Source organism: Amycolatopsis ultiminotia, from assembly GCF_039536925.1.
Classification (GTDB): Bacteria; Actinomycetota; Actinomycetes; order Mycobacteriales; family Pseudonocardiaceae; genus Amycolatopsis; species Amycolatopsis ultiminotia.
In genome coordinates this window covers 1-25,933 of record NZ_BAAAZN010000008.1, presented here as the reverse complement: position 1 = coordinate 25,933, position 25,933 = coordinate 1, and the positions used below count along the sequence as shown (strand labels likewise).

The following is a 25,933-nucleotide window of genomic DNA, read 5'->3' as shown; positions in this document are numbered from 1 at the left end:
AGCGTCAAGCCGCCTCCTCCGGCAGCTCCCGCATCCGCCGGATCGAGGAAGGCACTACCAACAGCACACAGACGAGGCCGCCGAGCACTGCGACGAGGAAGGTCGTCCGGAGCCCGAGCCAGGTGCCGAGCACCCCGGCGAGAAGCGCGCCTAGGGGGCGGGAACCGTTGTTGAAAACCATGAAGACCCCTTGGACTCGACCGCGGACCCGATCCGGGGTCAGCGCCTGCTGAATCGAGCTACCCGCGATGTCGCAGACCATCAGGCCGATCCCGGACAGCAGCTCCGCGACGACCAGGAACCCGGTGGCGAGCCAGACGGGCCCGTGCGCGATCGGCGCGAGCACCAACGCGCCGAGGTAGAGGAATCCTCCGCCGAGGAACGCCCACCCGACGCCGATCCGGCTGGTCACCCGCGTCGTCACCATCGCCCCAATCAAGGCACCCACTGCTCCCGCGGCCAGCATGAAACCGGTCGCGACCGCGGGCAGGTGCAACTCGTCGATCGCGAACAGCAGCAGCAGCGTGAAGTAGATGGTGTAGAAGAAGTTCAGTCCTGCGTCGACGAGGAACTTCGCCAGCAGGGCGGGTACTCGGCGGATGAACGCGAAGCCCTCCCGAAGATGGTCGCGCCCCGTCTTCGCCCGCGGCGGCTCCTCCGGCGTGATGCTCCGGAGCAGCAAAGCCGACCCCAGGAAGGAAACCACGTCCGCGAGCAGGGCGATCGGCCCGGACAGCGCCTGCACCAGCGCCCCGCCCGCCGACGGGCCCGCCGCCCACGAGAAGTAGTAACTGCCTTTCACCAGGGAATTCGCCGAAACGAAATCCCGGCGGTCGACCAGCGCGGTGAACAAGCTGTTGGCACAGATCCCGAACACGACTGCCAGCGCCCCGGTCAGGAATGCCACTACATACAGGTGCGCCATCGACAGCAGCCCCGCCCAGTAGGCCACCGGAACCGTCACCAACAGACAGGCGCGCAGCAGATCGGTCGCGATCATCAGCTTCCGCCGTCGTCCGAACCGGTCCACGAAGACACCCGCATGCAGGGCAAACAGCAGATTTGGCAGCGTTCCGGCCGCCGAGAGGATCGACACTTCCCCGGCGCTTGCGTCCAACGCGAGCACGGCGATCAGCGGTAACGCCACAAAAGTGACCTGGTCACCGAGGTAGGAGATCGTCTGCGCCGTCCAGTAGCGCCGGAATGGAATGCGAAGCAACAGCGGCGGGACGATCTTCGCCAAGCGAGAGACGGAACCTTTCGGAGCCTCGTCGGAGTGCACCAATCCCCTAGCTCCCGTCACCAGTCCAGTTCGTCCAGCTGCCGCGCGGGCTCCCGCACCAAGAACGTGAGCAGACTTCGCAGCTCTTGCACTATGCATTCAGCCATGTTCTGGTCAAACAGATCCGCTGCGAACTCCAGATGGCCGGTAATCCCGTCCGGTTCCGACGACTCTGTGGAACACTCGGTCAACTCGAACGTGAGGGCGAACTTGGCGATCCCCACGTCGAGTTGCTGTGCTTCGGCGACGACGCCGGGAAGCCGGGGCGGTACGAGTTCACCCACCTGAAAGGCGAGCAATACTTGAATGCCTGGGTTGTACGACATCGAGCGCGTCGGATTCACCAGCTCGATTACCTTGTCGAAGGGATACGCGTGATGTTCCAAAGCCGCCAGGTCGGTCTTCCGAATCCGCCGCAGCAACTGCTCCACCGTCGGGTCACCAGACAGATCAGCTCGCAGGATCCACCACGCCGGGAGCGTCGTAGCCAGTGCGAAACGGGAACGTCGCCGGCCGGATCTCCTGCATCACGCCGGACCGGACTCGCACCTCGCCAGGCGAAACCCCAGACGCGCGAGCCGCGATGCGGATTTCACCCGGATCCACATGTGGTTCCGCTACCTCGACGACCTGCAGGACGCTGGGCCCGCCTGACCAGCCTGCGGTGCACGGTCTGGCGATCGCCGCCGAGCTGGCCGAGCACGGCCGAGTGCGGATGTCGCTCGTGGGGACGTTCCCGCTCGCCGAAGTCGCTGCCGCGCACGCGCTGAGCGAGGGCGGCCACGCGCGCGGCAAAGTCGCGCTGGTGCACTGAAGACCGGCGTAGCCGGTCCAGGCGCGGCTCAGAGCAGTTTATGGGAGGCGTTGTTGACGAACGTCTTGTGCAGCGGGACCGACTGGCCTGGTTTGATGGTGTCGTAGGCGCCCCGGTAGTTGCTGTTGAAGTAGACGCGCACGGTCTTATGGGTCAGGTTCCGCGCTGACACCGCGTTGTTCTTGACGCATTGCCCGTGACCGGGAGCCTTGGGCGTTTTGAACTCGTAGCAGCCTGGCTGGCTCGACCCGTAGCTGGACACCGACCCGCGGAAGTCCGACACCGCCCCCCGCTGAGCCGCGCCCCAGTAAAGACAGAACTCACCCGCCTCACACTTCCCATTCCGCGCCTTCCCCGTCGGCGCATCCGCGCCCGACGCCGAAGGCGCGATGAAACACATCGCCACCACCGCCACCGCCGCAGCCAGGACCTTCCGCATGCTATCCCCCAGTATGAGACAGATTGGATCGATATGTCACATACGGTCGCACAGGTCGGCGCGATCGGCAAGGGCAGGGGTATTCGTGTTGCGAGCACTGCTCCGCGCACCCGGTACGCGCCATGGTTGCGCTGCCATGACACTCGAATTAGCCCACCCTTAGTTATAGCCAGGGAGTCAGGTGGCGCGAAGAGGGGCCGTCCCCCCGGATCGAGGCGGGGGACATTGTGCGGGTCGGGCGCGAGCTGGGACTGCCGCAGCCGAGCATGAACGCCGTAGCCGTCCGTCTGGCGTATCGTCCGCGGCTCTGTATCGACATGTCGATGGGCGGTGGGGGGTTGGAGCGCCTCGTCGGCGAGAGCATCCTGGCCGACCTCGTTCTGGTCGACGACCCGGTCCACGACACGGTGCAGCACTTGCTCTCCGTCGGACCGCAGCTGCAGTCCTTCGTCCTGCGTCATCCAGGTCTGGCGGTCTACCTGGGTAGCCAGAACAAGTCGTTCAGAAATCAATATACATCCATCAATAAAGCTCCGCATTAATCATGCATTAAATGAATCATGGGCACCGTACTTCTCTTAGCCAGAAGGAAGCTGAGTAGATACCTCAAACTTGACTGTCCGCTACTACCTCCACCGCCAGCAGTCGTACTAAATCAATATCCGGTTGCAATGCGTACGCCTCTCGGCTGCTTGGAAGCAGAACCCTGACATCGGAGTACTTGGGATCATCTTTCGCGTGAACGATCCGATTCCGAATCTTGTAGACCTTTCGGCCACCTGTTCCGCTAGCTGCATGAGGCCATGACGTTGGTTACGCCGACGAGCTCACGCGAAGCTGGCGGTCTACCGTCGGCGGTGCCGTGAGGTCGGTGATAGTTATAAGTGCACATTCCACACGGCAACTGCCGCTGACCGTCCTGCCTCGCTGTTCCAGGTGCGCGAGTAGAGCAGCTCTCCGGCCAGTATCCGGTTGTAGCGCTCGAATTTGCCGTTGTGCTTGGGCGTGTAGGGCTTGGTCCGCTTGTGCTTCACGCCCAGCAACGCACGAGCGAAGGCATCGGCGCGGCAGCAGGCACCGTTGTCGGTGATGATCTACTCGACGTGCGTGATGCCGTGCGCAGCGAACCAGGCACGGGCTCGGTGCAAGAAGGCAACGGCTGTCGCAGCCTTCTCGTCTGGCAAAGGTTCGGTGTATGCCATCCGGGTGTGACCGTCGACGGCGGAGTGCAGATAGACATAGCCGCGCTTGCCCGTCTTCTTCTTTGATCGTGCCGCGGCGCGGGCCTGCTCGGAGTCACGGCCGTGTGCCCGCCATCCTCCACCTCCGGGGATACGTCCAACCTTCTTGACGTCGACATGGATCATGTGCCCAGGCCGTTTGGTCACTATGGTGCGGGGTTTGCGGTTGGAGTCGTCGTCAGGATCGAGGAGTCGTCGCCTGTTCAGCCCGAGCTGCAGGAGGAGCCGGCTCACCGTTCTGTCGCTGATCGTGACTCCGCGTTCGTTGAGCTCGAAGGCGATCCGGGACGCTGACCACTTGCACTCCCGCCGCATCATCTCGACCTGACGGACAGTCTCGACCGGCGTTGCGGTCGGCTGGCGGCGCACCGGGTTATCGACACCATCGGACCGCTGCTGGCGCTCGCACCGGTCCGCAAACGCCGGATCGACGCGATGGCGATCGTCGGCGGGACCTTGGCCCTGCCGCACACCTCGTGACGGCGGCGATCTGCCGGACTGGCAGAAAGGCCTCAACACCGGCCACCGCACGATCCGCGCCCGCGTCGAACACGCGCTCGCTCGGATGAAGTGCTGGAAGATCCTGCGCGACTACCGCCGCGCCGCCGGCACCCTGAACGACACGGTGTCCGGAATCGCGCACCTGCACAACATCTTCCTCACGGACTGAACCGCAACACCAGCACCACCAAACACAAGATCAGCTACGAGACATCCCTCAGTAAAGTGTGTTGCCCCCTGAGACGTTGATCGTCGCGCCCGACACGAACGAGGCGCGGTCGGCGCACAGGTACACGGTCGTGTCCGCGATCTCCTCCGGACGTCCGAAACGGCGCAACGGCGTCGCGGCCTCCATCGCGGCCCGCTGTTCTGACGACAGGCCCTCTCTCATCATGGCGGTATCGATGAGTCCGGGCGCGATGCAGTTGACGCAGATGCCCGCGGGCCCATACTCCTTGGCCAGACTGCGTGCCATGGTGGTCACCGCGCCCTTGGAGGTGGCGTAGGGCAAGCGGGTCGACATGCCGCCGGACAGCCACGAACCCGACGACATGATGAGGATGCGCCCCTGAACACCGTCGGTCCTCATCGCCTCAGCTGCCGCCCGTGTAAGGAAGAACGTCGCACGGACGTTGACGTTCATGTGCTGGTCCCACTGCTCCTCGCTCACCTCGGGCACCGGGATCGCGTCGAGCATCGCGGCGAGATGGGCGACCACGTCCACGCGGCCGTGCTCTCGTAGCACCTGCCCGATGACCGCCTCGGCAGTTGCCTGACCCGTCAGTGTCGCCGCGATGTGGGTGTGACCGGCGCCGGGGAGCTTCGAGACGAGCCCCTCCAGTACCGCCTCGTCCCGATCGACGGCCACCACTGTGGCGCCCTCCTCGGCCAACCTGACCGCCGTGTGACGTCCGATCCCGCCAGAGGCTCCCGTCAGCACGACGACCTTGCCTGTGAGTCCAAGATCCATGAGTCAGCTCACCTTCCCGCTCGCGTTGATCAGCTGCCGGATGAAGGCTTGAAGGTCTTGACGGCCACCGAGAAGCCAGCCGCTTCAGGCGAGCCGTACGCGTCATGCGAGGCCGTCGTAGATGGCGCTGATGTAGGTGTTGGCGACGTCGGACGAAATGATGGTGCCGTCGGACATCTTGTTCATCATGTACGAGATCGTGAGCCCACGATCGGGGTGCATGATGATCATGGAGCCACCCCAGCCGCCCCAGAAGCAAATCCTTCCGTCGTCGGGGATCGAAGGTACCGTCTCGGGCTGCGGCAGGCCGTAACCGATACCCCAGCGTAGGGGCGCCCCGAGGACGAGGTCGACGCCGTTGGCCTGCTCCTGGAAGATCAGGTCGATGGTGTCCGGGCCGAGGAGCCTGACGCCGTCGACGGTGCCACCGAGCGAGATGGCGGACAGAATACGAGCCATCGACTTGGCATTGCCGTGACCGTTGACCGCACCGAGGTCGGCTCGTCGCCACTCCAAGGTGTTCGCGGAGTTCGGATTTCCCTCGGGACCGTAGAAAGTCTTCTCCATCGGGCTGCCAGGCGGAAGCAGGCTGAGGTCGAAGGCTCGAGTCTTGAACGGGATGATCTCCGCCACGCGATGGTCGTCGCGTGGCAGCGCTCCGATCTGGAAGTCGGCTCCCAGCGGCTCGGCGATCTCAGTGCGCACGAACTCCTTCAGCGTCTTGCCGCTGACGCGTCGCACGACCTCACCGATCAGATGTCCCATGTTCGAGGCGTGATAGCCGGAGGCGGTGCCCGGCTCCCACCACGGCGCCTGCGCTGCCAGCAGGCTCGTCGACTTCTCCCAGTCGAACATGTCCTCGATCGAGAACGGAGTGTTCCACCCGGAGACGCCGGAAGTGTGGGACATGATGTGCCGCACTTCGACGGCTTCCTTGCCGTTCGCGGCGAACTCGGGCCAGTAGGTCGCGACCGGTTCGAAGACGTCAAGTTCGCCACGGTCCACCAGCATCAGAGCTGCGAGGGCGGTCACGGTCTTGGTGCTGGACCACATGTTGACGATCGTGTCCGCCGACCATGGCTTGGTGCGGCCGGCGTCCGCGTACCCGCCCCACAGGTCGGCGACCATCTCGCCGTGCAGGTCGACGGCGACCGAAGCGCCGACCTCCACGCCGGATCGGATGTTCTCCGCGAGCAGCGAGCGGACCTTGTCGAAGCGGCCGTCTGCGGTCCCGCGAACGTTGTCTGTCATGGCTTACTCTCCTTTGAGTAGAAATACGAGTGTCCGACACAACCGTATCGGCCGAGAGAAGAATCAACTCAATCCATCATTGACTCGTCTCTTGCCTGCTTGTCGACGTTGCTGGTCCGTTCGCTGGTTGTCCGCCGTTGTCCAGTCGGCGAGCAAGCGCAGCGTCACGCGCGAAAGAGAGCGCCGCGCCTTCACCGTCCGCGTACGAGAAGAAACCCTGGCCGCTCTTTACGCCTACATCTCCCCGCTCGGAAAGCTCTTGTAAGAGCGCGGGAACTGCGAACCGTTCCCCGAGTGTCTGTGCGAGATAGGTAAGTATGGATGCGTAGGTGTCGAGACCGCCCATGTCGGCCAGCCGTATCGGACCGAATTCTCCGAGCCGGATCCCGAAGGTCGATCGCGCAATCTCATCTATGCTCTCTGCAGTTGCCACGCCCTCTTCCAGGCACCGAAAGGCCTCAGCGATGAGCGCGAGCGCATGAGTGACGGTCTCGGGAGAAGTGGCTTGGCCCGGGACGTCCCCGCCGTCCGGCGGGTTGGCGAAGTTGACCGACGGCAGGTGCGCGGGCTTCACTCCGGGCGGCCGGGAGGCCACCTCGATCAGAAAGGCGCGGCGGTCTCGATCGCTTGTCTCCGCCACGGACCGGCGCCAGGACAGAAGGAGGGCTGCGACCGTCGCGGCTCGTGCTGCAATCCGACCGTTGACGTCCGAGAGCGGCGCGGGATGGCTCAACGCCAGCACCCCGAGCAGATCATGAACGGCATCGATAGGGATGACCGTCCACTCTCCCTCGCGATCGGTCTGCGGAGTCCCCGCCTCGGGATCGCGTGGAGGCACTCTCGGGAGGCTCTCCGGGCCTTGGGGAAAACCGACCGAAGCACGGAGCTCGCCGTCGGCATCCAGGATCACCGCCGGAATGACCAGCACGTCGTACAAGGCCGCGGCCAGTTCTTCCAGCCCCCCACCCCTGAAGATGATCGCCGTGAAGGTGCGCTGAGATCGATGGGCCGCGAACAGGATGCCGATCAGATTGCCCGATACCTTCAGCGGGACACCGAGAATAGCCTTGATTCCTTCGGCCGCGACGGCAACATCGACGTCAGTGCTGTGAGAGAGTCGCTCGTCGCGTAGATAAGCAGAACTCTGATGCCACATGCCGGTGAGGGCAACAGGTCCACCAACACCGACGTCGATCGGCAGTCGAAGGTGTTGCAGGTGCGGGGACACGGTCTCGTCCGTGACACGGATCCTGGTCGGAGAGCATGTCGTCAAGCGCCCACGTATCGATGTGACCCTGACTGGAGGACGGGACACCTCAGTTTTCCTTGTCATCCGGCTCAGACCAGCAAGGTCATCGGCTGTTCGAGCACCGTCACGAGCGTATCCATCCACCGCGCGGCGAGCGTGCCGTCGATAGCCCGATGATCGACTGACAAGACGAGCTCCATGCAGGTCGCGATCGCCAGTGCCCCGTCGACGATGACGGGTGCCGGACGTCCGGCACCGACAGCGAGAATCGCGGATTGAGGCGGGTTGATGATGGCACTGAACTCGTCCACTCCGAACATCCCCAGGTTGCTGATGCTGATCGATCCGCCTTCGAGGTCCTGCTGCTGAAGCTTCCCGCTGTTGGCCTGTTCGACATGCATCTTGACCGCGCTTGAGATGGCCCCGACCGACTGCCCTGCGACGTTCCGGAGTACTGGCGTGACCAGGCCCCGCTCTGACGCCACGGCGACCGAGATATCCACGTGGTCGAAGTAGCGCAATGCGTCGTCCGTCCAGATGACGTTGGCCTCCGGCACGCGGGTGTGCGCCACGGCGATGGCCTTGATCAGCAAGTCGTTGACAGAGATCTTCGTCATCGTGTGCTGATTGACTTCGGCTCGCAACGTCATCAGCGAATCGATCCGAACCGTTCGCTTGACGTAGAAGTGCGGAACCTCTTGCTTGCTCTGGGTTAGCCTCGTGGCGATGGCACGTCGGATCCGGGAGTGCGGCTCGTCGCGGTGACCGATTTGCTGAACCGTCGGGGCCGGCCGAGCCACCGGCACAACGGGCTCGGCCGCGCGTTCCTCAGCACTCGCGATGATCGCCGACTCGACGTCCTTGCGAATAATCCGTCCGCCGGGACCCGTTCCGACCAGGACCTCGATCGGGACACCCGCCTCGCTCAACAGCTTTCGGGCGATGGGGCTGATGAACACCCGGCTGGTCGGCGGCTTCTCGCCCGAGGCAGTCGTGGGTGACTCGACGGCCTGGGCCTCAGCTTCCGAAACCTCCCGGCGTGACTCCGCGGGGGTCGAGGTGATCTCGCCGATGCTCAGCTCGGCCAGCAGGGCGTCGACGTCCGCGTCCACCTCGTCGCCCGACCCGATCACCGCCATGGGCGACCCGACCTCGACCATGGCTCCGCCCTCGACAAGTGTGCGAAGGATGACCGCGTCGGTTTCGGCCTCCACCTCGACGACGGCCTTGTCGGTCTCAAGGACTGCGATCGCGTCACCACCAGCGAAAGGGGTGCCCACGTCGACGAGCCACTCGGACAGGATCGCCTCGGAGGCGCCGGCGGCAACCTCGGGAACTCGCATCAGTGCAGCCATGTCGGTTTCTTTCTCTGCTGGTCAGGAGACGAGCGTGCGCAGCGCCGTGACGACTTCTTCGGTCCTGGCAATCGCGGCCCGTTCCAGGACCTTGCTGATGCTTGGCGAGGCCTCGGCACCGTGCACGCGCTCGATGGGGGCATCCAGCCAGTCGAAGAGCCGGCGCTGGATCTCGTCGGCGAGCCATCCGCCGTAGGACGTGCCGACAGCCCCCTGCTCCACGATCAGTACGCGGTTGGTCTTCTGGACGCTCGCCGTGATGGTGTCCCAGTCGAGCGACGCCCGATCCAGCCACCGAAGGTCGATGAGATCGGCCGAGATCTCCGGCACTCGGTCGAGTGCATCGAGGCAGTGCCCGACCATCGAGAGGTATGAGATCACCGTCAGGTCGTCACCCTGTCGCCGCACGGCGGCCTTGCCTACCGGTAGGCGGTAGTCGAGGTCGTTCGCCGGTCCGGTGCCCCTTGAGCTGTAAAGGTCGACGTGCTCGAGGACGACGACCGGGTCATCGCACGCAAGCGCGGTGTTCATCAGCCCGACATAGTCGAACGGGTTGGACGGGGCAACCACCCGAAGCCCAGGGGCCGAGGTCAGAACTCCCGCCGGGTCCATCGAGTGCTGCGATCCGTATCCCGTTCCCGCGGCGAGCTTGCTCCGCAACACGAAGGGCACGGCGCTGTGACCACCGAACATGTGACGCGCCTTGGCCACCTGGTTGAAGAGCTGGTCTGCTGCGACCCACATGAAGTCGGCGTACATGAACTCCACGACCGGCCGGAAGCGCCCGTCCAGCGCCATGCCTCCGCCGAGGCCGGCGAACGCGTTCTCGCTGATCGGCGTTCCGAGCACCCGGTCAGGAAACAGCTCGAGGGGCCTGCGCGTCGCGCCGTTGGTGCCGCCCTTGAGCCCGTCGACGTCCTCACCCATGACGACTATCCGGTCGTCCGTCTCCATGCGACGTGCCATGACGTCTGACACGACGTCGATGAAGCGGCGCTCTCCGAGCTCGCCCGAGAAGGTGTCAGCCTCTTCGTATCGGCTGCCGTCGAGCTCGGAGAGATCGCCGCGGATGTCCACATCGACGAAGCTCACGTCTGGCCAGAGGGAGGGGATGACTCGCCGCTCGCCCGGCTTGCCCCCGACGACCGGCTCGAAGAAGCCGTTGCCGATCTCCCGCATCACCGCACCGATCTCGGCGGCGGCCGCATCCGCCTCCTCCGGTGTCACGAGCCCTCGCGCCACGACCTGCTTACGCAGCTGCGCGAGTGGGTCTCGCTTGCGCCACAACGCCTCCTCCGCCTTGTCGCGGTAGCCGAAGGCGCTACCCGGGTACGGGCCGTTCTGGTGGAAGAAGCGGTACAGATCGGCCTCGATGATCGTCGGCCCCTTGCCCGCCCGCATGTGCTCGACGGCTTCGGTCATCGCGGTGTGCACGGCCAAGGTGTCCATGCCGTCAACGCGCCAGCTGGGGATGTTGAACCCGAGGCCACGGCCCGAAAGACGCGGCTCAGCGGTCGACTTCGCGAGCGGCGTCGAGACGGCGTACTGGTTGTTCTCGATGAAGAAGCAGAGCGGCAGCCTCCAGGCCGCCGCGAGATTGAAGGTCTCCAGGACCGAACCGATATTGACGGCTCCGTCGCCGAAGTAGGTCACCGAGACCGCGTCGGAGCCCGAGTGGGCCATGTTCCAAGCGAACCCCGCCGCCTGCGGCACACCGCCACCGACGATCGCGTTCGTGCCCATCGCTCCGGCTTCGCTCCACTGCAGGTGCATCGAGCCACCGCGTCCTCGGCAGTAGCCGTCGGCCAATCCGCAGATCTCCGCGAGTGTGCGGCGCAGAACCGTCCGTACGTCCTCCGTAATCTCCGGCAAAGTCCCGCTCTTGGGCTCGATGACGTGTCCGAAGGCCTTGGCCAGGAACTGGTGGTGACCGCGGTGGGATCCATTGACGTAGTCATCGCTGCGCAGCGGCAAGATCGAGCCGATCGCTCCGCCCTCCTGACCGATGCTCGAGTGCGCCGGGCCGTGGACCAGCCCCTCCGCCGCCAGCTCCAGCACGTACTCCTCGAACGAACGAACCCACAGCGTCTGGGCGAACATCTGCAGCAGCAGATCGGGGTCCAGGACCTTCCAATCGCCGGCGGTCGTCGCTACCTCGACCCACGGAGACTGCGCCGAGAGCTTCTTGCGGGTCGACATAGAGCTTCCTTCGCCTTGACAACCTAGCAATGTATCCATTTGATGGTAGCGAGCCTGCGTAGAACCTGGTGTACGTGGACTTCCAGGTCAATATAGCCACCGATTGGATCCCATTGCAAGAATTTCATGACGGTCTCACTTCTCCGCTCACCTGCCTCGCCGGGCTCGGTGCACGGGCTAGGGTCCTGTCCACACAGCGACTCGACCCAGGCGGGAGCAACGACGGTGACCGACACGCCCTCCTCGACCTCTCCGGTGGCGAGCCAGCGCATCGCCGACGTCATCGGCGACCGGATCTTGAGGGGCCAGCTGGCCCCCGGAACGCGCATCATCCAGGACGAGATCGCCGAGGAGCTGAACGCGAGCCGGCTGCCCGTGCGCGAGGCACTGCGCATCCTGGAATCGAGAGGACTCGTGACCCTGCGGGCGAACGCGGGCGCGTGGGTCTCTCGCATGGACCTGCACGATTGCGAGCTCTCGTACACCATCCGCGAGCGCATCGAACCGCTGCTGCTGGCCGAAAGCATTCCTCGACTCGATGACCGCGCGATCGAGTCCCTGGCGGCAATCCAGCAGGAGATCAGCCGGTGCACCGACGTGGAGCAGTTCTTGGTCCTCGACCGGCAATTCCACTGGACGTCCTACAGTGGTCACCAGGCGCCACGTCTCGCGACGATGATCGAGCGGCTCTGGGACACCACGCAGCATTACCGCCGCGCATTCACTCGGCTCGGCCGCAGCGAGGCGTGGATCATCGACGCCGAGCACGACCTGCTTGTGGAGTCGATCAGAACACGCGACATCGCGACCGCAACATCGATCCTCGAGACCCACATCCGACGTACGAAAGTCAAGCTGGCGTTGCACCCCGAGCTCTTCGAGAGGTGACGATGACGCCGCCGCACTTTGGCCTTAACCACTCCGAAAGGAGCAGCGCATGACAGGTCAAGCCGAACGCCGCCTCCCGAAGACACTTCAATCAGTGAAGGTCGCTCAGGTCGGCTTGCTGGTTCCGGATCTGCGAGAGGCAATGGCCCAGTACAGTCTCTTACTCGGCAGAGACGATTGGTCGATCTTCACGTACGGACCGGACAACGTCGAGGGGCTCACGTATCGAGGTGAACCGAGCGACTACAAAATGATCCTCGCCTTCGTCGGAGAAGACCCACAGATTGAGCTCATTGAGAGCCTTGACGGCCCCAACATCTACACCGAGTGGATTGCACGCCATGGCTACGGCATGCACCACTTCGGGTTCTATGTCGGCTCGATCGCCGAAGCGACCGCCGCCATGCAGGCGGATGGGTTCGACCCAATCCAGACAGGGCGAGCAACGGGGCTTGACGGCGACGGCGGTTACGCCTATTTCGAGACCGAGGACCTTCTTGGCGTCATCGCCGAGCTGATCGAGGTTCCTTCACGCCGCCGTGCCAGCGAAAAGATCTGAGGACCAAGCGGTTTACCGAAGCCCGATCACAGTGGGTCCACGTCAATGGCCAGTGTCGTGGCCATTGACGTCTCACAAAGACCGCGGTTGACCATGACGGCCAGCGCGTCGGACACGCAAAACGTCACAGCCAACGGCAAGTCGGAACTGGTCCGGTGACGTAACCCCTCTGGATTGATCCGGGCAGAGTGTGCGCCTTGCGGCCCGTGCCGTGGGCGGGAAGGCTCGATCCCGATGAGCACGAGGAAACGACACACGCCCGAACAGGTCGTCCGGAAACTGACCCGGGCCGACCAGATCCTGGCCGAGGGCAAGGACGTCGCGGAGGTTTGCCGAGAGTTGCAGGTCACCGAGGCCACCTACGACCGCTGGCGCAACCAGTTCGGCGGACTGAAGGCCGGCGACGCCGAGCGGTTGAAAGATCTCCAACGCGAGAACGCCACCCTCACACGCCTGCTGGCCGACGCGGAGCTGGAGAAGGCGGGGTTGAACGAGATCGCCAAGGGAAACTTCCGAGCCCGGAACGCCGCCGGGCGGCCGTGCACCACCTCACGCGAGTTCTCGGGGTAAGTGAACGTTCGCCTGCCGCGTGACCGGGCAGAACCGTGGCACCCAGCGCCGCCCACCGCAGGCCCGGACCATCGCCGGCCCGGACGCCGCGCTGCGGACGTGGTTACAGGCCGACGCGCGAGCGCATCCGCGGTGGCGCTTCCGCCGGGCCTATCACGACGCTCGCGGCGAGGGCTGGCAGGTCAACCACAAGAAGATCCAACGACTGTGGCGCCAGGAGGGCTTACGGGTCCCGCAGCGCCTGCGCCGCAAACGCCCCGGCGTGTCCACTCCGGGCCTGGTCCCGGCCGCGGAGGCACCGGACAAGGTGTGGGCGGTGGACGTCCAGTTCGACGCCACCACCGACGGGCGATCGGTCAAGATCGTGTCAATCGTGGACGAACGTACCCGTGAATGCCTCGGCGGCCTAATCGAGCGCTCGATCACCGCTGAGGACCGCATCGCCGAACTGGACCTGCTGGCCCTGGAGCGTGGCTATCCGGCCGTGTTACGCAGCGACAACGGCCCGGAGTTCGGCTGCGCGGCACTGCGCGGGTGGGCCAAAGAACGGGTCGGCCTGGCGTTCATTCCACCCGGCCAGCCCTGGCTCAACGGCTACGTCGAGTCGTTCAACAGCCGACTGCGCGACGAATGCCTCAACATCACCCTGTTCTGGTCCTTGACCCAGGCCAGAGGCGTGATCACCGACTCGACAGACGAATACAACCACCATCGCAGGCACTCCAGCCTGGGCAACCAGACCCCGCCCGGTTACGCCGCCGCCTGCACCCCACCGATAACCAACTCGCACAAAGCCTGGGCAATCACCGGGGTCCCGCCACCAGGTCTGGCCGAGCTTGTCCACGACCAAGAACTGCTTGCTCTGGCACACCGCGCAGCGCAATGCCAGCTCGCGGCGCAGGACCCGCGCGCGCAACGCGCGGTCGAGCTCGCCACGAACCTCCCGATCGGGCAGCCTGTCGGTGCGGGCGACGACACCGGCGAAGCTCAGCACCCCTTCTCCAACGCGCAAAATGACACCGTCTCCATCCGGATAGGACTCCGTGATAGAGGAGGTGGCTGGGAGCAGATCGCGGAACGCGGGAGGTAGCGGGCCGCCAAACAGCGCGGTGAATTTGGGCCGGCCGCCGAGCATCCGGGTCAGCGCGGCTGTGCGTTGCCCGGCATCACTGGTGCGGGTGGTCATACCGTGTTCGGCGGCCTTCGCGTCGAGATAGCTGGCCAGGCTGAGGTTCCGCAGCATGGGCCGGGCAAGCTGGTTGACGGCTTGGATGCCGGCCGGTACGAAGTCGAAGCGCTCAGCACGGTGCGAGATCCCGATGCGGCTGACGCGCGCCAGCGTGAGCCAATTGTGAGTCTTGGCGCTGAACAGGTCGCTGCCCAAGACATGGCGACCGCGAATGAGATGACTACCAGCCCAAGTGATGTCGACATGCCAGGACAAACCGTGGTGGGCAGCGAGCGTCGGATCGTTCAACGACGGCGCGGGCAGAGGAGCCATCATCTCCATGGTGCCGGTCTCGTCGGTGAGGGTCGGGACCGGCAGCACGTCATCAAACTGCTCCCGGAGCGCCAGGTGGGTGAAGCCAGCGCCTGGCCAGCTCAGCTCGGCAGCAGGCACAGCGCGCACGCCGTCGGCAGGGACAGGTTCGGCGGGAAGCGTGGCCGCTGTGCTGGCCACCAGTCGTTCGCAAGAGTCCACCAGCTCGTCACGTGGTCGGCAGACCGAGGTAACAGTCAGTGCACCGGATTCCCACCCGCGCGATCTCTCAGACAGGCCATACAACTTCGACACGATTTGGTAAGCGAGTGTGATGTCGTCTGTGCCGAGGATGCTGGGCAGCCACACGAACCGCGAGTCCGGCGCCGGCAGCGTGCTCGCGCGGAGTGCGACTCGGCGCTCGCACGGCGCATCTTCGGGGACGGCTTGGACCCGACGGCCACTATTGCGGGGCGCAAGTAGACCGCGTTGGCTTACGTCCTGCTGTGCTCAAGCAGCGTCGCTCACCACGCAACGCGACCTCGGCGATCTCCTCCGGCGTCGGCCGCAGATCCCACTTCGCGCTGTCGATCTCCACCACACTCTCCGAACCGTGCCAGTCAGGGACGGACAGCAGCGCGACCCGGCAGCGGATGTCCAGGCGCCGGGTGACCGCGCTGGACACAATCACTCCCGTGTAGACGGTCTCGCGACCGCTACCACGCCGGGTGGCTTCGACTCGAACGCCGAGCAGGAGATTCGGCTTCGCCAAAGCCAAAGCTGCGCCGGACAACTCCTCGCGCGAATCTCGCGCAGCTTCCTTGGCGCGAATCGTGCGGGTGTAGGACTCGCCGGTGCGCTTGGCCGCGGCGCGGATACGACGTTTCGTCGACCGGGTGTTCATGATGTCGTCTCCCGAGCAGGGCAGGCCCCACATACCACCTGCCACCACCAAGGATGTGCGCCTGCCACCCACATGGCAGAGCAGGGGACCACAGATCCCGTGTCGAATTCGCCGCAAGACGCGAACCAGCCGCCGACCGCGCATCAGTCGAGGTAAAATACCAGGTAACACGGCATATTCACCCCGCTCTGAGCGCAGCAGGAAGAACAGAGACATAACGAGCCCAGCATCACCGTTTGCATACACAAACATAGCGTCAATAGCAGCAAACTCGCAGGTAGAAGCTCCGCGATTGGAACAAGTTTCAAGATCACCGCGATCGAACCCGCTGGCTTTTAATCCTCGGGTCCAGGGTTCGAGCCCCTGGCGGCCCACCAAATTGGTCATTGTGCGAACACCTTCCTTAGTGGCCCTGGCTGGCGTTTTTCGCTGGGCAGGGCCTTGTTTGTGGCTACTGCGTCTTCGTCGCGCTGGTCCTCGCCGCGTTCGGCGGCCTGCTGGCGGTGTGGGCAGGCAGGTGTTCCGGGAAGCACCGGGCACGTCTGGGCGCGGTGTTCCTCGTCACCGGCGGCGGTTCGGTCATCGGACCGGTAGCACTGGCCGCGGTCGCGGCCCGCTACGGTCTCGGCGCCGCCTTCCTGGTCACGGCCGCGCTCACGGTGCTCACCACGTTCAGCCGGTCACGAGCGGCGGCGCTTCGAGCTTTCCGTTGACGACGCGGGTGTTCGCCTGCTTGAGCCGGGTGAGCAGGGGCAGGGTCTCGACGTGCAGAACGCCGTCGAGGGCGCCGATCTGTTCCGTCACGTACGCGAAGAGCTCGTTGCTGGTGCGGCAGGTCACTGAGACCACGACGTTGGCGGAGCCGGAGATCGCGGCGGCCCAGGTTGTGAGCCGGTTCGCGGACAGCGCCTCGCACACCGCGACAATCCGGCCGGGCGCGACCTGCAGGAACAGGTGCGCGGAGGTGGTGAAGCCGAAGGGTTCGAGCAGGTAGTCGACGTCGACGTCCACCGCGCCGCTGTCGAGCAGCGCCCGCAGGCGGGTGGCGACGCGGCTCATCGGCCAGTCCAGTGCGCGGGCTAGCGCGGCCTGGCTGGCCCGGCCATCGCGGCTCAGCTCGTGCAGCAGGCCGAGGTCTTCGACCGGGACCTCGCCGTGCGCGACGCGGCGGGTGGGTTCGCAACCGTCAAGCAGGTGGCGTTGCGCGTCAGCGGTGAGGGGTGTGTCGAACCCGGACCACTCGGCCGGTCCGCCGGAGTAGGACTGCAGCACCGAGTACGCGGCGAACGACAGGACGGTGGCGGTGTTCGAAAGCCGGGGCAGCACGCCGGTGCCGCAGGCCGCGTCGGCAGGCAGGCTCGTCGTGCACAGCAGCTCGGACCCACCGGACAGCAGCGCGACCCAGCCGACGTCGTCGCGGGCGGCGAGCCGGGCACCGAGGCGAGCGGCGGCGTCCGGGCGGCACTGCAACCGAAGGAGCCACAGGCGGCTGGCGTCGGAAGCCGCGGCCGGGCGGACGAGGACCCGCAGGACTCCTGCGTTGCGTAGCGCCCGGTAGCGGCGGGCGGCGGTCTGCTCGGACACGCCGACGACCTCTCCGACGCGCCGCATCGACACCCGCCCGTCGAGCATGAGGCTTTGGAGGATCTTCTGATCGACGATGTCCATACTGGCAGTTTATTCTCACTGTGGGACTGGGATGGAGCTTGTAGGGCACTTCGCTATTACGAGCGGCGGATCACCGTTACCCGCGCGGACGATGGACTTGTCAGCTCATCCAGAGAGCAAGGAATTTGACGTGCCTGTCCTGAACCACCACATCGTTTCGACCCGCGACGCCGACGAGGCTGCGAAGTTCTTCGCCGAAATGCTCGGCTTCGAGCCCCCAGCGCGACTCGGCCACTTCGTCCTCCTGCAGGTCAGCGGCGACACCACCTTCGACTTCATGACCGTCGACCGGGAAATCGAGAAGCAGCACTACGCCTTCCTGGTCACCGAAAACGAGTTCGACGAGATCTTCGCGCGGGTACGTGAGCGGAGCCTCGAGCACTGGGCTGACCCGCAGCACCGGATCCCCGGCGAGATCAACGACCTCGACGACGGCCGCGGCCTGTACTTCGACGACCCGAACGGGCACCAGCTGGAGATCCTCACCCGTTCGTACGGCAGTGGTGGCCTGACCGCGAAGCACGTGAACCCGCTGCTGCTGGGACGCTGACGAAGGAGGATTGACATGTTGTCCACCACCCACCCACACGCGAAGCTGTTCGAGCGCATCTACAGCCCGACGCTGACCGGCCAGGGCCCGGCGCTCCTCGACGAGGCGATCACGGAGCCGTTTGTCGCGCACACTGCCGGCCACGGCCCAATCGGAGGCACGTTCGTCGGGCTCCAGGCGTTCAAGGGCCACATCGCCCTGCTGCGCCACCTGAGCGGCGGCACCCTGCGGCGCGCGTCCATCGAGTACTCCGCCGACGACAACTGGGCCGTCGTGTCGCAGGTCATGACGGCGTCGCGCAACGGCGAGAACCTCGAGATGACAGTGGCGGGCTTCTGGCGTTTCAGCGGACCGGGCCAATTGGCGGAACACTGGGAAGCCGTCGCGGACGAAGCCGCCTGGGACACCTTCTGGAACGGGCACTGACGGCTGGCCGGTAAACGACAACCGCCCCGCTGTCCTGCTTCCGCAGGCATGTTGGCCACGACCACCACTGGTCGAACATGCGCGCGAAGATGACCCTGGCTGATGTCGAATCGCGATCGGTTCGGAGCGGAGGAGGGCCATGGCTGTCAGGATCGTGCACGTGGACCGCAGGCAGGAGGTCCGATTTGGCGACCGCACGGCTGCCGAGCAGTATGCCAAGCGGTACGGCGGCGGGCGTACGAAATGGCAGGTTGTGACAGTCCGGCGGCCGACGCCGGGCGAGCCGGGGCTCGTCCCGCCGACGTGGCCGTGACGGCGACCGGATCACCGAGGTCGCCCCGAACCTTCCCGGGGAACCGGGGGACGTGGTGATCGACGAGAGCGGCTGCGAGGTGCTGCCCGGTCTGGTCGGGGGCCACTCGCACTTGACGTTCCCGTCGGGTGTCGGCTCACCGGAGCCGGGCTTCCATCCTGTCGTACGTGCTCAGGGAGCACTCGCCCGAGGAACTGCGCGAGACTGCGGCCCGCAACGCCGGGCTGCTGCTCGGGTTCATCAGCGCGTACTCGGCGGGCTCGATCCTGCCGGAGGACACCGAGGTCTGGTTGCCGGACGAGGTGGCGGCGGGGTGCGTCGCCGGGCCACGACTGCGGGCGGCGTCCGTCGAACGTGACAACCACTGCGAAGGCCACGGCAGTGACAAGTACGACGCCGAAGGCAGTCCCGACGGGTTGGCGGCTTTCGTGCCGAAGATGGCGACCGTCGGGTTCGGCAACGTCAAGCTCCTGCTGAGCAACGACGACGAGTTCGTCGAGGGCGGCTCGCACATGGCGCAGTACAGCGACACCGAAGCCCGCGCCGCGCACGAGGCGGCCGTGGAGAGGGTGTTCTTCAACTGCCACGCGCAGTCCGCGGAGTCGGTGAAGATCTTGGTGCGCAACGGTTTCCGCGCCATCTACGGCTCTCGACCTGACCCGAACCCGCGGACTCGATGACTGAACCATGAGACAGCTCGCTGCCGCCGTGAGCGCCGCTCCGGCCGTCATCTACCACCACGTCGGCGACCGCGAGACCGTCGTCGTTGCGGTAGTAGAGCGGGTCGCCACCATGACCCCGACCCCACTGGAAGACCCCGATCGACCTTGGCGGCAATGACTCCGCCAATTCGCCGACCACGTGCAGGCCGTCCTTTCCCAGTACCCGGGCGCGGCTCGCCAATGGACGTGGTGCCTGTTCGTCTCAATGGAAGATGGCTGTCCGATGAATGCCAGGAACTCGGTGCATCGCCCGATTCTCTGATCGGGTGGCCGACCGAGGGAGTCCAATACGCTGGCCACCGTCTCGGTGCTCATCCGGTGCCGGGTTCTCGACATTTCCTTGGAATGATGACTCGTCCGACAATCTGTCCGGTCTAATGTGGATCCCTGTGTGGCTGGTTCATGGCGGGGAGTCCTGTGTCGCGTTGTTTGCGGATGAAGTCGCGTTGGAAGAAGGAGCCGCGGGGCTGGCGGCCCGGTCCCCGCAGGAATCGCTGGCCGACGCCCGCGATCACGCGCTGCTGGTGGATGCGGTTGCGGCACCGCAACTCCATCGCCGAGATCATCAAACGCCGCGCGTACGCGGCCCGGCTCGACGACGCGCACCTATGGGGCGGGCAGAGCCTGCGCCGTGGGTTCGCCACCGAAGCTATCGCCGCCGGCGTCCCTGAACGCGACCTGAGGAGCGAGCGGAGGGAGAGGTCGACGACGCCGTGATCACCGTGCGGCGGCCGCGTGCTCCGCGACCGCCGACAATGCCTGGTCGATCTGACCCTGGTCGGCGAACGACGCGAGGAAGCTGTTGCGGGCCAACGTGGTCAGCTTCTCCGCGCCCAGGCCGAGCTGCTGCTCGAGCGCTGTGTAGTTCTCGTTGAGGTAGCCGCCGAAGTAGGGCGGGTCGTCGGAGTTGACCGTGACGACCACGCCGGCCTTCATGAAGTCCACGATCGGGTAGGTGGTGAGGTCGTCGGTGACCTGTAGGCGCAGGTTGGACAGCGGGCACATGGTCAGCGGGATGGCCTCGTCGGCCAGCCGGGACACGAGGTCTGGGTCCTGTGCCGCGGTGTAGCCGTGGTCGATGCGCTCCACGTGGCAGAGATCGAGGGCTTCGCGGATGTAGGCGGGCGGGCCCTCTTCGCCGGCGTGGCAGGTCAGGCGGTAGCCCTGCGCGCGGGCGGCGGCGAAGTAGCGGGTGAACTTCGACGGCGGGTTGCCTGCCTCCGCGCTGCCGAGTCCCACCCCGAGGATCGAGTCCTGGAAGGAACGCACGGCCTCGAGCAGTTCCAGAGCGGCGGCCTCGGTGCGGTGGCGTTGGGCGGTGATGATCAGCGCGCCGTCGATCCCGAGGTCCGTGCTGGCGTCGGCGATGGCGTCGGTGATCCCGCCGAGCTGCTCGGCGGCGGGGATGCCGCGTTCGAGGAAGCTCTGCGGGCCGAAGAACATCTCGGCCCGGCGGACACCCTGCGAGGCGGCGCGGCGAAGGTATGCCGCGGTGAGGTCGTAGAAGTCCTCGCGGCGGCACAGGACCTTGCACCCCTCGAAGTACAGGCGCAGGAAGTGCTCGAGGCCGGTGAAGGAATACTCGGCGCGCAGCGCTTCGGTCGACTCCCACGGCAGGACGAGTCCATTGCGTGCCGCGAGGCGGAACATCTCGTCGGGTTCGAGAGTGCCCTCGAGGTGTACGTGCAGCTCGGCCTTGGGGAGCGTGTCGATGAAGGACATGTCGGCCTCTCGGTTCAGTGGTCGGTGCCGGCGTGCGCCGCTCGGCGATCGTGGTGGGAGGTGCCAGCCGCCACCGAAAAGCCGCCCGCGCAGCGTGTCGGCGCGCGGGGAAGAACGCAGGCCCGGTCGGCCTCGACACCGTCGTGACCGGCTGTCCCCGCGCGGAGTTCGGGACGGCCGAATGGATGGCCATAACCCAACGTCAACGACCGCCACCACGCCGCCGCCTGTTCGTCGGCGAGTTCCAGCAACTCGGGCAGTGTCGGAGCCTCCACATCGGAACCAGCGATGTTGCGCCGGCATCGCGCCCTGTATCGGTGAATCCAGTCTTTGAGAGCGAATCTCGAGAGGTTCACCCGGACCCCAGCAGCGGCAGGCGCTTGGTCAGCTTGGTGACCTGGTTGCGTCGGCCCGCAATGACGAGCGCAACGATGTCGGTATCGGTGTCGGTGGCCCGCGCGAGGTCTGCGAGGTAGGCGTCATAGGTGCGTGCGCGCCGGGCAACCTCGGTCAGCGCCAGCACGCGGTTGTCTTCCTGTGCCGATGCCTTCTGGAAGAGAGTTCTCAGGTCCTCCGCGGCGGCGGCCAGGACCGGGATGGGAGTCGTGACGATCCCGGCATAGCGGGTGCCTGAGGCGTCGACGGCCCCGGAGCCGAGCGGCAGTTCGCCGGCGATGCCGATGCTCACGCCGAGTACCGCAGCGGCATTCACCGCGATATTGGCCGCAAGTCCCTCGCGAACAACGAAAACGACTTTGAGCTCAGCAGAACGGCTGCCCGGTTCGGCGGCGGAAGCGGCGGCGGTCATGCGTTCACCTTCGAGTCGGTGTCGGACGAGATCTCCCGGGCGGCCTGCAGAGGCGTGACGTGCCGTTCCTGGGCGTAGGCGAGCAGCTGCCCCACCTTGTCGCCGATCTGGCCGACTACGGCGTTGGTTCGCTCGGCGTCCAGTCCGAGCTTCTCGCGGGACACGGCATGGATAATGCCTCCGGCGCCGGCGAGCATGTCGGGTACCCAGGTGACGCTCCGCTGGTGCAACAGCGCGTCCACGCTGTCGTCTGCGAGCTGGTTGTTGGCCGGCCCCACGATCAACCCGGCGCGGCAGGTGGAGGCGGTCTCACGGGTCAGCATCCCGCCGGTAGCGGCTGGAACCAGCACGTCGAGCTCATCGCGCAGCAGGTCCGTGGTCGCCCATTCGAGCCCGTTCCGCTCGGCATCCGCACGCAGCGAAGAGTCGATGTCGGTCACGATCACTCGCGCCCCCTCCCGGGCCAGCGACTCGGCCGCCAGATGCCCGACGTGCCCGAGACCGATCACGCCGATCTTGCTCCCCGCGATGGAGCTGACTCCGTAGCGGTGGTGAAAACCGGCAATGAGCGCTGCCACCACTCCGCGAGCGGTCGCAGCGCTGGAGTTGCCGCTGCCGCCCTCGGCCTCTGGCCGGCAAAAGGCGTTGCCCTGTGCCAGGCGGTGGATGAGGGCCATGTCGTCCGGGGTCGAACCGATGTCAGGTCCGGCGATGTAGCGCCCCTCAAACCCTGCGACCACCTCCGCGATGTCGGTGATGAGGTCGAGACGCCGGGTGGTGTCCAGCCCTCCCCCGGGCAGGACCGCCACCGTCTTCCCGCCGCCGTAGGGCAGCCCGGCAAGCGCGCTCTTCATCGCCATCGCCTCGGAGAGACGCAGCGCATCCCGGACGCCCTCGCGCCAGCTCGGGTAGGACATGATGCGACACCCGCCGATGGCCGGCCCTCGCTCGGTGGAGTACACCGCCACCGTGATGGTCGCCCCGGTGCGCGTCCCGCGGACGATCCGGACCTCTTCATGTTCGCTCTGTCGTGCGTCACGCACGCGATCTGTTCGAGCCACAGCGTCGAGGCTGGACGGACGAGCCATCAGCGTCAAGCTGACCGCAGGTATATTCGATATATGGGTAATGAGTCGAACATGGATCGGATTGACACGCAGATCGTGGATGAGCTTCAGCGCGATGCCCGCATCCCGCTGCGGGACCTCGCCGAGGTCGTTGGCGTGGCGGCCTCCACCTGCTCCGAGCGCATCAGGCGGCTGGAACGACGGGGCATCATTACCGGATTTCACGCCGACGTCGACCTCGTGGCCTTGGGGCGTCCGGTGCAGGCGCTCGTATCGACCCAGGTCCGGCCACTCAGCCGCCAGTTCATCGAGCGGTTCTACGACGATGCCATGGCCATGCCCGAAGTGATAGCGGTCTTCGTGCTGGCCGGTGGTGACGACTTCCTGCTCCACGTCGGCGTCGGCGATGTCCAGCAGCTGCACTCGTTCCTGGTCGACAAGCTGAGCAACCGCAAAGAGGTGACCCAGTTCCGCAGTTCGATCATTTTCACCCAGGGACAGAAACGCTCGCTGGAAAATCTCCGCTCGATCGGCATGGTTGGAGAAGTCGATCGGAACAGTGGACGCACCACCCGGACGAGCCGCAGCTAGGAGATTCCGACGGCTCGAGTCGGCCGCTGGTGCCGGCTGTGCGACGGGGTCGTGGGTCAGTTCCGTCATCCGCAGCCGGCCACCGATGGTGACCACACCGAGGATGTGCTCGGTTCGCAGCTGGGGGTCTGGGCAGGTCCCCAGAAGGCGTCGACGGTGCACGAGCTCCGTGGTCTCGGGTTGGCGACGCCGAGGTGATGATCTGGATAACGGCCGCGGTCGCGGTGGTCATCACCTCGGCACCGCCCGGCCAGCTGGCGGATGCGCAGTGCCGCACCCGGCACCAGCTCGCTGCGCTGTAGCCGACCACCCAGCTCGTAGTGCGGCAGGGTTGTGAATGGGGTGGTTCGGCATGGCCGATCCGTCCGCGACTGTGCTCGCGGGGCTGGGCGGCGGTGTGTGTCGGGGTGGATGGTGTGGCGGTCATCGCGCTGCACCTGCCCGGGGCTGTCCCTGGGTGTCGCGCATCGTGCCGCCACGCTCAACGGTGCCAGCAGCGACGTCCATGCGGGCGGCGATCCTTGCCCCTGGTTGTAAAGCCGCACGGCATCGTCGATCTGCTCCTCGGACAAGCCACGGCGGCGCACCGGAACGCCGTGGCGATGCAGGATCTCGCTGACCGGGCTGACCTGGATCTCTGGACCTTCGACCAGTAGGTCGCGCCGGTTCGCGTGCTTGAGCGTTGGGTCCACCGATGTAGTCATTGTGCGAACCATTCCTTTCAGAGCCGTTTCCGCTGGTAGGGCGGGTGCGGTCTCGTTTGCGTTGCGGGGTTGGGGGATACGGAGCACGGGCGTGAGCGTGTTCGGGCCGGTGATGGTGACCTTGGCGACCAAGGCTTCGATCAGGGATTTGGGCTGGTTGTGACCGCCGTCGGTGATCACGTTGCCGACGTGGTCGGCGACCTCGGCCAGTGCGGCGGCGTCGAGTGTGGCGGGGCCGTCGTCAAGGTCGGCGGTGAGGTCGTCGTGGAACCGCTTCGCGAGCCGCCAGTCCGGTTATGAGTCCACATAGGACTTTAGGTGGCTGCCCTCGATCCCGACCCGTACTGTGTCGAGGTCATCGAGTGTTGAAACTGCTGGTCGTGGTGATCGCGGCTGCTCCCATTGTCCCAAAACCAGACATGAAAGCGAAGCGGATCACCGGGGTTTTCCGGCCGTTCAGGCGGCTTTTCGTTGCCGCTACTAGAATCGCGCGGGCTTATCCGGACGAGCGCGCGGGCCAAGGAATGCTGCTCACCAGCAGTTTCCAGGAGGCCGGATTCGACTTTGCCCATGATGACCACCCGCACTGGTGCTGTGGACCACCAAGGACCCGTCCGCGGCACCGCCGTGCGTTCCTCCGCTACGGACAGCCGCTCGGCAGCCCTCGGCGATGATCTGCTTCGGTTTCGAGTCGTCTCAGCGAGCCGGGCGGAACGGTTTGAGGAAGCGAATCCCGTCCTCGACGGTGCCGGCCATCAGTTCCAGGAGCTGGGGAACCAATTCCTGCATGCGGGGTGCCTGCAGGTGGCCTTCGAGGGCTTCCCGGGTCTCCCAGCGCTCGAGGAGATGAACACGCCTGGCTGCCCCTCGACCTCGTGGGCCTCGTAGTCGATGTTGCCCGCGTCGGCACGCGATGCGGTGATCTGGTCGGTCATGAACGCCTTCATCCCGGCTTCCCGCCCTGGCTTGGCTTGGGCTTCCCACAGCACGGTGACGCAGTGGCTCGACGTGGTGGTCATGCAGATTCCTCCTGGCTCCGAACAGCATCGTCGCGCTGTTCACGGAGCCAATGCTGAGCCGCCGGAAGCATCGGTGGGAGTTACCGCACTTGCGGGCGTGGCGGGACCGGCTGGATCCCGCGACGGTGGGATTGGCGCACCACGCACCCCGTCGAGTTCCCGGATTGCGCCGCGCGGAGCTGGCGACGCTGGCGGGTATCTCGGTCGAGTAAGCAGCGAGGACTCGGCTGAGCCGGAGTCTGGAACGTCGGGGGCTCAATGTGGCGGCTGGACGAGTGCGGTGAAGGTGTCGGTGAGGTGGTGTGCCACTGCGTCTGTCTCGTCTGGGGTGGTGAGTCCGGTGAGTGACTGGAGTGCACCGCCTTGTACGAGGAGCACCAGGCCGTGGGCGGCTGCCCAGGCCAGCAGGGAGACGTCCGTGGGGTTCCCGGTACTGCCTTCTGCGGTTTCGGATGCGATGTCGCCGAGGATCGAGAAGGATTCGCGGTGGGCTCGGGCGAGCGCCGGATCGTCACGATCGAGTTCCGTGGCTCGGAACATGAGGTCGAAGAGTTCGGGGTTGCCGAGTCCGAAGGCCAGGTAGGCACGTCCCACTGCGGTGAAGCGCGCCGCCGGATCGGTCAAGCCCCTGACCGCGGCGA

Annotated in this window: 29 protein-coding genes and 4 pseudogenes; 14 read left to right on the top strand and 19 right to left on the bottom strand. The window is 65.8% G+C overall.

The genetic code is table 11. From position 1 onward, the window contains the following. Positions 1-4 precede the first annotated feature (4 nt). From ABD793_RS19360 to ABD793_RS19350, 3 genes and pseudogenes are all read right to left on the bottom strand, one after another. Positions 5-1,243 (bottom strand): MFS transporter, encoded by a 1,239-nt coding sequence (locus ABD793_RS19360; protein WP_344861856.1) that lies wholly within the window; start codon positions 1,241-1,243, stop codon positions 5-7. Positions 1,244-1,299: 56 nt separating this feature from the next. Further along, positions 1,300-1,731: a condensation domain-containing protein gene (locus tag ABD793_RS19355; protein WP_344862474.1), complete on the bottom strand. Its 432-nt coding sequence runs from the start codon at positions 1,729-1,731 to the stop codon at positions 1,300-1,302. 13 nt (positions 1,732-1,744) lie between these two features. Next, positions 1,745-1,963: pseudogene (locus ABD793_RS19350) on the bottom strand (hypothetical protein); the annotation flags it as partial. On the opposite strand from ABD793_RS19350, the gene ABD793_RS19345 reads away from it, so the two are divergent. After that, positions 1,947-2,096, top strand: coding sequence for a zinc-binding dehydrogenase (locus ABD793_RS19345; protein ID WP_425548725.1), 150 nt, complete (start codon positions 1,947-1,949; stop codon positions 2,094-2,096). The pseudogene ABD793_RS19350 and the gene ABD793_RS19345 sit on opposite strands and share 17 nt — an antisense overlap. Positions 2,097-2,124: 28 nt before the next feature. Here the strand turns inward: ABD793_RS19345 and ABD793_RS19340 are convergent, their stop codons facing one another. Then, positions 2,125-2,535, bottom strand: coding sequence for a peptidase inhibitor family I36 protein (locus ABD793_RS19340; protein ID WP_344861854.1), 411 nt, complete (start codon positions 2,533-2,535; stop codon positions 2,125-2,127). 266 nt (positions 2,536-2,801) lie between these two features. Between ABD793_RS19340 and ABD793_RS19335 the strand changes: the two genes are divergently transcribed. After that, entirely contained in the window at positions 2,802-3,077 is a 276-nt protein-coding gene (locus ABD793_RS19335) for a hypothetical protein (protein WP_344861852.1), read from the top strand. Positions 3,078-3,322: 245 nt separating this feature from the next. Here the strand turns inward: ABD793_RS19335 and ABD793_RS19330 are convergent. Then, positions 3,323-4,139 (bottom strand): annotated as a pseudogene (locus tag ABD793_RS19330) (IS481 family transposase); the annotation flags it as partial. Here ABD793_RS19330 and ABD793_RS19325 point away from each other — a divergent pair. Beyond that, positions 4,137-4,446: pseudogene (locus ABD793_RS19325) on the top strand (IS5/IS1182 family transposase); the annotation flags it as partial. The pseudogenes ABD793_RS19330 and ABD793_RS19325 overlap by 3 nt on opposite strands. Before the next feature lie 48 nt (positions 4,447-4,494). Here the strand turns inward: ABD793_RS19325 and ABD793_RS19320 are convergent. The 5 genes from ABD793_RS19320 to ABD793_RS19300 form a co-directional block, all read right to left on the bottom strand. Then, entirely contained in the window at positions 4,495-5,247 is a 753-nt protein-coding gene (locus tag ABD793_RS19320; protein ID WP_344861850.1) for an SDR family NAD(P)-dependent oxidoreductase, read from the bottom strand. Positions 5,248-5,349: 102 nt separating this feature from the next. Next, positions 5,350-6,498: a serine hydrolase domain-containing protein gene (locus ABD793_RS19315; protein WP_344861849.1), complete on the bottom strand. Its 1,149-nt coding sequence runs from the start codon at positions 6,496-6,498 to the stop codon at positions 5,350-5,352. 76 nt (positions 6,499-6,574) lie between these two features. After that, positions 6,575-7,726: a 3-hydroxyacyl-CoA dehydrogenase family protein gene (locus ABD793_RS19310; protein ID WP_344861847.1), complete on the bottom strand. Its 1,152-nt coding sequence runs from the start codon at positions 7,724-7,726 to the stop codon at positions 6,575-6,577. Between the two features lie 110 nt (positions 7,727-7,836). Then, a complete protein-coding gene (locus ABD793_RS19305) occupies positions 7,837-9,102 on the bottom strand; it encodes a dihydrolipoamide acetyltransferase family protein (protein WP_344861845.1) in 1,266 nt (421 codons plus the stop codon). Between the two features lie 21 nt (positions 9,103-9,123). Beyond that, entirely contained in the window at positions 9,124-11,301 is a 2,178-nt protein-coding gene (locus tag ABD793_RS19300; RefSeq protein ID WP_344861843.1) for an alpha-ketoacid dehydrogenase subunit alpha/beta, read from the bottom strand. A 225-nt stretch (positions 11,302-11,526) separates the two neighbouring features. Here ABD793_RS19300 and ABD793_RS19295 point away from each other — a divergent pair, with 225 nt between their 5' ends. The 3 genes and pseudogenes from ABD793_RS19295 to ABD793_RS19285 form a co-directional block, all read left to right on the top strand. Continuing rightward, positions 11,527-12,189 (top strand): GntR family transcriptional regulator, encoded by a 663-nt coding sequence (locus ABD793_RS19295; protein ID WP_344861841.1) that lies wholly within the window; start codon positions 11,527-11,529, stop codon positions 12,187-12,189. 49 nt (positions 12,190-12,238) lie between these two features. Then, entirely contained in the window at positions 12,239-12,748 is a 510-nt protein-coding gene (locus ABD793_RS19290; RefSeq protein WP_344861839.1) for a VOC family protein, read from the top strand. 234 nt (positions 12,749-12,982) lie between these two features. Further along, positions 12,983-14,087 (top strand): annotated as a pseudogene (locus ABD793_RS19285) (IS3 family transposase); the annotation flags it as partial. Between the two features lie 1,174 nt (positions 14,088-15,261). On the opposite strand, the gene ABD793_RS19280 reads toward ABD793_RS19285, so the two are convergent. Both ABD793_RS19280 and ABD793_RS19275 read right to left on the bottom strand, forming a co-directional pair. Further along, on the bottom strand, positions 15,262-16,089 hold the full coding sequence (locus ABD793_RS19280; protein ID WP_344861837.1) for a hypothetical protein: 828 nt from the start codon (positions 16,087-16,089) through the stop codon (positions 15,262-15,264). A gap of 285 nt (positions 16,090-16,374) precedes the next feature. Further along, positions 16,375-17,370, bottom strand: coding sequence for an Lrp/AsnC family transcriptional regulator (locus ABD793_RS19275; RefSeq protein WP_344861835.1), 996 nt, complete (start codon positions 17,368-17,370; stop codon positions 16,375-16,377). Positions 17,371-17,500: 130 nt separating this feature from the next. Here ABD793_RS19275 and ABD793_RS19270 point away from each other — a divergent pair, with 130 nt between their 5' ends. The 6 genes from ABD793_RS19270 (at position 17,501) to ABD793_RS19245 (ending at position 20,098) form a co-directional block, all read left to right on the top strand. Next, positions 17,501-17,920 (top strand): VOC family protein, encoded by a 420-nt coding sequence (locus ABD793_RS19270; protein ID WP_344861834.1) that lies wholly within the window; start codon positions 17,501-17,503, stop codon positions 17,918-17,920. A 15-nt stretch (positions 17,921-17,935) separates the two neighbouring features. After that, a complete protein-coding gene (locus ABD793_RS19265) occupies positions 17,936-18,346 on the top strand; it encodes a nuclear transport factor 2 family protein (RefSeq protein ID WP_344861832.1) in 411 nt (136 codons plus the stop codon). Positions 18,347-18,485: 139 nt separating this feature from the next. After that, positions 18,486-18,659 carry a hypothetical protein gene (locus tag ABD793_RS19260; protein ID WP_344861830.1) on the top strand — a complete coding sequence of 58 codons (174 nt, stop codon included), beginning with the start codon at positions 18,486-18,488 and terminating at the stop codon, positions 18,657-18,659. A gap of 167 nt (positions 18,660-18,826) precedes the next feature. Then, positions 18,827-19,339 (top strand): amidohydrolase family protein, encoded by a 513-nt coding sequence (locus ABD793_RS19255; protein ID WP_344861829.1) that lies wholly within the window; start codon positions 18,827-18,829, stop codon positions 19,337-19,339. Positions 19,340-19,346: 7 nt separating this feature from the next. Beyond that, on the top strand, positions 19,347-19,499 hold the full coding sequence (locus tag ABD793_RS19250) for a hypothetical protein (RefSeq protein ID WP_344861827.1): 153 nt from the start codon (positions 19,347-19,349) through the stop codon (positions 19,497-19,499). Positions 19,500-19,816: 317 nt separating this feature from the next. After that, positions 19,817-20,098 (top strand): site-specific integrase, encoded by a 282-nt coding sequence (locus ABD793_RS19245; protein ID WP_344861825.1) that lies wholly within the window; start codon positions 19,817-19,819, stop codon positions 20,096-20,098. Here ABD793_RS19245 and ABD793_RS19240 read toward each other — a convergent pair whose 3' ends face one another. From ABD793_RS19240 to ABD793_RS19225, 4 genes are all read right to left on the bottom strand, one after another. Then, complete coding sequence (locus tag ABD793_RS19240; RefSeq protein ID WP_344861823.1) at positions 20,099-21,103, bottom strand: adenosine deaminase; 1,005 nt, start codon at positions 21,101-21,103, stop codon at positions 20,099-20,101. Between the two features lie 14 nt (positions 21,104-21,117). Beyond that, on the bottom strand, positions 21,118-21,354 hold the full coding sequence (locus tag ABD793_RS19235) for a hypothetical protein (protein WP_344861821.1): 237 nt from the start codon (positions 21,352-21,354) through the stop codon (positions 21,118-21,120). A gap of 101 nt (positions 21,355-21,455) precedes the next feature. After that, positions 21,456-21,911: a DUF2000 domain-containing protein gene (locus tag ABD793_RS19230; protein ID WP_344861819.1), complete on the bottom strand. Its 456-nt coding sequence runs from the start codon at positions 21,909-21,911 to the stop codon at positions 21,456-21,458. Further along, entirely contained in the window at positions 21,908-22,999 is a 1,092-nt protein-coding gene (locus tag ABD793_RS19225; RefSeq protein WP_344861818.1) for a Glu/Leu/Phe/Val dehydrogenase dimerization domain-containing protein, read from the bottom strand. Before ABD793_RS19225 ends, ABD793_RS19230 begins: the two co-directional genes overlap by 4 nt. Before the next feature lie 51 nt (positions 23,000-23,050). Here ABD793_RS19225 and ABD793_RS19220 point away from each other — a divergent pair, with 51 nt between their 5' ends. After that, positions 23,051-23,569, top strand: a complete 519-nt coding sequence (locus ABD793_RS19220) for an Lrp/AsnC family transcriptional regulator (protein WP_344861816.1) — start codon at positions 23,051-23,053, stop codon at positions 23,567-23,569. 65 nt (positions 23,570-23,634) lie between these two features. On the opposite strand, the gene ABD793_RS19215 is transcribed toward ABD793_RS19220, so the two are convergent. After that, the gene (locus ABD793_RS19215) at positions 23,635-24,453 is read right to left on the bottom strand and encodes a hypothetical protein (RefSeq protein ID WP_344861814.1); all 819 of its coding nucleotides are present in this window, start codon (positions 24,451-24,453) and stop codon (positions 23,635-23,637) included. 182 nt (positions 24,454-24,635) lie between these two features. On the opposite strand from ABD793_RS19215, the gene ABD793_RS19210 reads away from it, so the two are divergent. Beyond that, positions 24,636-24,947, top strand: coding sequence for a hypothetical protein (locus tag ABD793_RS19210; protein ID WP_344861812.1), 312 nt, complete (start codon positions 24,636-24,638; stop codon positions 24,945-24,947). An 81-nt stretch (positions 24,948-25,028) separates the two neighbouring features. Here ABD793_RS19210 and ABD793_RS19205 read toward each other — a convergent pair whose 3' ends face one another. Together ABD793_RS19205 and ABD793_RS19200 are read right to left on the bottom strand one after the other, a co-directional pair. Beyond that, complete coding sequence (locus ABD793_RS19205; RefSeq protein WP_344861810.1) at positions 25,029-25,292, bottom strand: putative quinol monooxygenase; 264 nt, start codon at positions 25,290-25,292, stop codon at positions 25,029-25,031. 255 nt (positions 25,293-25,547) lie between these two features. Then, positions 25,548-25,933, bottom strand: a 386-nt coding sequence (locus tag ABD793_RS19200; RefSeq protein WP_344861808.1) for a TetR-like C-terminal domain-containing protein, incomplete at its 5' end; no start/stop codon positions are given.